6 protein-coding genes are annotated in these 5,351 nt (G+C 63.6%); all 6 read right to left on the reverse strand.

Features of this window, described 5'->3' with window-relative positions:
- Positions 1-509 (reverse strand): branched-chain amino acid ABC transporter permease (locus EN991_RS22100; protein ID WP_164769283.1); only part of this gene is annotated, 509 nt, incomplete at its 3' end.
- A 22-nt stretch (positions 510-531) separates the two neighbouring features.
- Positions 532-1,419, reverse strand: coding sequence for a branched-chain amino acid ABC transporter permease (locus EN991_RS22105; protein ID WP_024502116.1), 888 nt, complete (start codon positions 1,417-1,419; stop codon positions 532-534).
- 7 nt (positions 1,420-1,426) lie between these two features.
- The gene (locus tag EN991_RS22110) at positions 1,427-2,137 is read right to left on the reverse strand and encodes an ABC transporter ATP-binding protein (RefSeq protein ID WP_127369551.1); all 711 of its coding nucleotides are present in this window, start codon (positions 2,135-2,137) and stop codon (positions 1,427-1,429) included.
- Positions 2,130-2,909 (reverse strand): ABC transporter ATP-binding protein, encoded by a 780-nt coding sequence (locus EN991_RS22115; protein WP_127369552.1) that lies wholly within the window; start codon positions 2,907-2,909, stop codon positions 2,130-2,132. Before EN991_RS22115 ends, EN991_RS22110 begins: the two co-directional genes overlap by 8 nt.
- Positions 2,910-2,921: 12 nt before the next feature.
- Complete coding sequence (locus tag EN991_RS22120) at positions 2,922-4,130, reverse strand: ABC transporter substrate-binding protein (RefSeq protein ID WP_127369553.1); 1,209 nt, start codon at positions 4,128-4,130, stop codon at positions 2,922-2,924.
- Between the two features lie 206 nt (positions 4,131-4,336).
- The coding region (locus EN991_RS22125; RefSeq protein ID WP_164769285.1) for an oligopeptide/dipeptide ABC transporter ATP-binding protein at positions 4,337-5,351 on the reverse strand (1,015 nt) is incomplete at its 5' end.

The following is a 5,351-nucleotide window of genomic DNA, read 5'->3' on the forward strand; positions in this document are numbered from 1 at the left end:
AAGTAATACATGTTCAGCGAGACGTTCAGGTCGAGGACGCCAAGCAGCATGCCGCGCGGCACGCCCTGAATGCCGTCCTCGCCTTGCGTGAAGGGCGACTGCACACAGAAGAAGAAGAACATCTGCGACAGCGCCAGCGTGATCATGGCGAAATAGATGCCTTGCCGGCGAATTGCGAAAAAGCCCATGACAAGGCCGAGCAAGGCCGCACCCGCCATGCCGAGCAGAATGCCGGCTTCCGGCGGCCAGCCCCAGACCTTGACGGCATGCGCAGTGAAGTAGGCGGCCCCGCCGAAGAAGGTGGCGTGGCCGAACGATAAGAGCCCGGTATAGCCGAGCAGAAGATTGAACGCGCAGGCAAACAGCGCGAAACACAGCATCTTCATCAGGAAGATCGGATAGATCAGGAAAGGCGCTACCAGCAGCGCCAGGATGCCGAGCCCGACCAGCATCCATTCCAGCCGTGCCGAGGTTTTGGCCGATGCCTCGCGAAGCGTCAGTTCGGTCATGTCAGATGTCCCTTCCGACATGTCAAGCGTCCCTTCCGAACAGGCCAGCCGGCCGGACCAGAAGCACGATGGCCATGATGACGAAGACCACGAGATTGGAGGCCTCGGGGTAGAAGACCTTGGTCAGGCCCTCGGCGAGGCCAAGCATGTAGCCGGTGACGATCGCACCGAGGATCGATCCCATGCCGCCGACCACCACCACCGCGAAGACGACGATGATGAGGTCCGATCCCATAAGCGGGCTCACCTGATAAATCGGTGCTGCTAGAATGCCGGCAAGCCCGGCCAGCGCGGAGCCAAGGCCGTAGGTGAGGGTCAGCAGCAACGGCACGTTGACGCCGAAAGCCTGGACGAGACGGGGATTCTCGGTTGCCGCGCGCAGATAGGATCCAAGCCTGGTCTTCTCGATCAGCGCCCAGGTGCCGAAGCAGACGATCAGCGAGGCGACCACGACCCAGCCGCGATAGTTGGGCAGGAACATGAAGCCGAGATTGGTGCCGCCGGCAAGCAGCGGCGGCACGGCGTAAGGGTTTCCCGAGACGCCGTAATAATAGCGGAAGATGCCTTCGAGCACGAGCGCGAGGCCGAAGGTGAAGAGCAGCCCGTAGAGCGGATCGAGATCGTACAGCCTCGACAGCGCCAGGCGCTCGACCACGACGCCGAAGACGCCAACGATCAGCGGCACAAGGATCAAAGCGGGCCAATAGCCGATGCCGAGATGGGTGAGAAGCAGGTAGCCGACGAAGGCGCCGAACATATACTGGGCGCCATGGGCGAAATTGATGACGCGCAGCAAGCCGAATATGACGGCCAGGCCCAGGCTCAGCATGGCGTAGAACGAGCCGTTGATCAGGCCGACCAGCAACTGGCCGAGGAAGGCCTGAACCGGGATTCCGAAGATCATCGTCATGGCGCCATCATACACCCAGGACTTCGTGGAGCTGCGCCATGCGGTCCGGCAGTTCGCCGACCGGAAACCCCGCCACCACCTTGCCGTGCTCCATCAGGTAGAAACGGTCGGCGACGCGACTGGCGAAGCGGAAGTTCTGCTCGACCAGCAGGATCGTCATGCCGCGCTTTTTCAACGTCGCCAGCAACGCGCCGATGCGCTGCACGATGACGGGAGCGAGCCCCTCCGTCGGTTCGTCGAGAAGCAGCATCTTCACGCCGGTTCGCAGCATGCGCGCGATCGCCAGCATCTGCTGTTCGCCGCCCGACAGCCTGGTGCCGGGACTGTTGCGCCGCTCCTTCAGATTGGGGAACAGATCGAATATCTCCTCGACGCTCATGCCGCCCTGCGCGACGACCGGCGGCAGAATCAGATTCTCGTCCACGGTCAGCGTTGCGAAGATGCCGCGCTCCTCCGGCACGAAGCCGATGCCTTGATGGGCGGTGCGGTGCAGCGGCAGCCGCATCAGGTCCTTGCCGTCGAAGGCGATCCGGCCGGTCCGCTTGCGGATCAACCCCATGATGGCGCGCAGCGTCGTCGTCTTGCCGACGCCATTGCGGCCGAGCAGCGTGACCGTCTCGCCGGCAAACACTTCCAGATCGACACCGTGCAGCGCATGGCCCTCGCCATACCAGGCGTTGAGGCCGGTGACGGCAAGCAGAGGTGCGGCACTAGTCATCGGCGGTGCCCATATAGGCGATCTTGACGCGCTCGTCGCGGCTAACGGTGGCGTAGTCGCCAGCGGCCAGCACCTCGCCGCGCTGCATGACCGTTATCCAGTCGCAAAGGTCGGCCACCACGGTCAGATTGTGCTCGACCATCAGCACGGCGCGATCCCTGGCAACCGAACGGATGAGGCTGGAAACCGTGGCCACGTCCTCATGCCCCATGCCGGCCATCGGCTCGTCCAGCAGCAGCACTTTCGGATCGAGCGCGAGCGTCGTGGCGATCTCCAGCACGCGTTTCCTGCCATAGGAAAGATCGCCGGCGAGCCTGTTCCTGGCGTCGTCGAGACCAACCGAGCGCAGCAATTCCTCGGCGCGCGGGGTCAGCCGGTCGAGCGCCGCGAGCGAGCGCCAGAATTGAACGGCAAGACCACCCGGCCGCTGCAGCGCGACGCGGACATTGTCGAGCACGCTGAGGTGCGGAAAAATCGCCGATATCTGGAACGAGCGCACCAGCCCCATCCGCGCAACCCTGGCCGGCGAGGTGCGGGTGATGTCGTGGCCAAGCAGCTCGATCCTGCCGCTGGTCGGCGCCAGGAACTTGGTGAGCAGGTTGAAGACGGTCGTCTTGCCGGCGCCGTTGGGTCCGATCAGGGCATGGATGTTGCCATGGCGGACATCGAGATCGACGTTTTTGTCGGCGATGAAGCCGGCAAAGTCGCGTCGCAACCCGCGGGCGGAAAGCACAACCCGCGGCTCGTTCGCGTCCAGGTCAGTCGGCGCCATCGGCCGCGCCGATCACTGGCCGGCCGTCGGACAGCCGCTTTCCTTCTCGCTGAGGAAGGCCTCGTTGCCTGGAATGGTGGCGAGATATTTGTAGTAGTCCCAATCCTCGGTGCTCTCGGCTGGCGACTTGACCTGGTAGAGGTACATGTCGTGGACCATGTTGCCGTCCGCCTGCACCTTGCCGTTGGTTATCACCGCGTCGTCCACAGGCATCGAATGCAGCTGCTTGGCGACGGCTTCGGTCTCGTCCGTGCCGGCCTTGTCGATCGCCTTCAAATACTGTGTCACCGCCGAATAGGTCGCGGCCTGGATCATGTTCGGCATGCGGTTGGTGCGCTTGAAGAAGCGCTGCCCGAATTCGCGGCTCTTGTCGTCGCGATCCCAGTAATAGCCTTCGGTCAACACGACGCCCTGCGCCGCTTGAAGGCCAAGCCCATGCACCTCGGCCAGCGTGAACAGGAGTGCGGCAAGACGCTGACCGCCCTGCACGATGCCGAATTCGGCCGCCTGCTTGATGGAGTTGGAGGTATCGAGGCCGGCATTGGCCAGGCCGATGACCTTGGCGCCCGACGATTGCGCCTGCAGCAGGAAGGACGAATAATCGGTCGATCCCAGGGGATAACGCACCTCGCCCAGCACCTTGCCGCCATGGCTTTCGACGAACTTGGTGGTCTGATCCTTCAGCGAGTAGCCGAATGCATAGTCGACGGTGACGAAGAACCAGCTGTCGCCGCCCTGCTGCACGAGAGAGCCGCCGGTACCCACCGCCTGCGAGTGAGTGTCATAGGCCCAGTGGAAGCCGTAGGGCGAGCACTGTTTGCCGGTCAGCTCCGTGGTTGCCGCGCCGGTGACGATGTCGATCTTCTTCTTTTCCTTGGAAATCCCCTGGACGGCGAGCGCTACCGAAGAGGTCGTCAGTTCCATGATGGCATCGACTTGCTCGGTGTCGTACCACTGCCGGGCGATGTTGGAGGCGATATCCGGCTTGTTCTGGTGGTCGGCGCTGATGATTTCTATCGGCGCTCCCTGCACCTTGCCGCCGAAATCCTCGACGGCCATCTTGGCCGCCTCGACCGACCACTTGCCGCCGAAGTCGGCGTAGACGCCCGATTGGTCGTTGAGGATGCCGATCTTGACCTTGCCGTCGGAAATTTCGGCGGCCGAAGCGGGGATCGCGGATGCGGCGAGAAGTGCCGCGGAAACGAAAAGGCTTACCTTCATGGTTGACTTCCTCCCATAGCGATGAATCCGACCGACCCTCCTATGATCGATCATCGCAATGGTATTGAACATGAGGAAGATAGGGACAGAGGGCAAGAGGCCGTTAGGGATTTAGTGTTCGAAGCGATACGGTTTGGCGGCGGAACGCGAGCCTTGGGCGAGAGATAGAGACACAAACATGTGAACCGCCCGGCGGCAGTGCCGGCTCAGTCCTCGGCGGCGACGAGATGGCCGTTGCCGACATCCCTCAGCGCCAGTTTCAGCGGCGCCTCGCCGATCCTGCGGGTGGCGCTCGGGATTTCCTGGTCGAGGCGCGCGAAGCGGCTTCTGCGCCGCGCGGGATCGGGCACGGGCACGGCTTCGATCAGGCGCCTGGTGTAGGGATGGCGCGGGTTGGAAAAGACCTGGTCGCGGGTGCCCATCTCGACGATCTGGCCGAGATACATGACGGCGACGCGGTCGGAGATGTTCTCGACCACCGCCATGTCATGCGAGATGAAGAGATAGGCGACGCCGAATTCGCGCTGCAACTCCTTCAACAGATCGAGCACGCGCGCCTGCACCGAGACGTCGAGCGCCGAGACGCTTTCGTCGGCGATGATCAGCTTCGGCCGCAGTGCAAGCGCGCGGGCAATGCAGACGCGCTGGCGCTGGCCGCCGGAGAATTCATGCGGATAGAGTTCCATCTGATCGGGCGACAGGCCGACGCGCTCGAACAGCGCCGCGACACGCTCGCTGCGCTCTTCCTTCGAGGCGATGCCGTGGATCAGCAGCGGCTCGGCGACGAGGTCGCCGACACGCATGCGTGGGTCCAACGAGGCATAGGGGTCCTGGAAAATCATCTGCACGTCGCGGCGCACCGCCTTGCGCTCGTCGCGGCCGAGGCCGGACAGATTGCGGCCGCCAATGGCGATGTCGCCGCTGTAGGGCACCAGTCCGGCCAGCGCCTTGGCGGTGGTCGACTTGCCACAACCGGATTCGCCGACCAGCGCCAGCGTCTCGTTGGGCGCGATCGAGAAGCTGACGCCTTCGACGGCGTGGACGCGACGAGTGACCCGGCCGAAGAAGCCGCCATGCAGGTCGAAACGGACATGCAGGTCCTTGACGTCAGCGACATTGGCCGGCGTTGCCGTCTCGGCACTCCTGGATTCCTGGCGACCGATACCGCTGCCGATGCGCGGCACGGCGGCCAATGTCGCTGACGTCAAGGACCTGCATGTC

The organism is Mesorhizobium sp. M7A.F.Ca.US.005.03.2.1 (assembly GCF_003997795.1).
In the GTDB taxonomy this organism is placed as follows: domain Bacteria; phylum Pseudomonadota; class Alphaproteobacteria; order Rhizobiales; family Rhizobiaceae; genus Mesorhizobium; species Mesorhizobium ciceri.

Bases quoted from the DNA above. Each gene is read 5' to 3' on its own strand.
- EN991_RS22105 (WP_024502116.1), bottom strand. From the start codon at position 1,419: ATGACGATGATCTTCGGAATCCCGGTTCAGGCCTTCCTCGGCCAGTTG.
- EN991_RS22110 (WP_127369551.1), bottom strand. From the start codon at position 2,137: ATGACTAGTGCCGCACCTCTGCTTGCCGTCACCGGCCTCAACGCCTGG.
- EN991_RS22115 (WP_127369552.1), bottom strand. From the start codon at position 2,909: ATGGCGCCGACTGACCTGGACGCGAACGAGCCGCGGGTTGTGCTTTCC.
- EN991_RS22120 (WP_127369553.1), bottom strand. From the start codon at position 4,130: ATGAAGGTAAGCCTTTTCGTTTCCGCGGCACTTCTCGCCGCATCCGCG.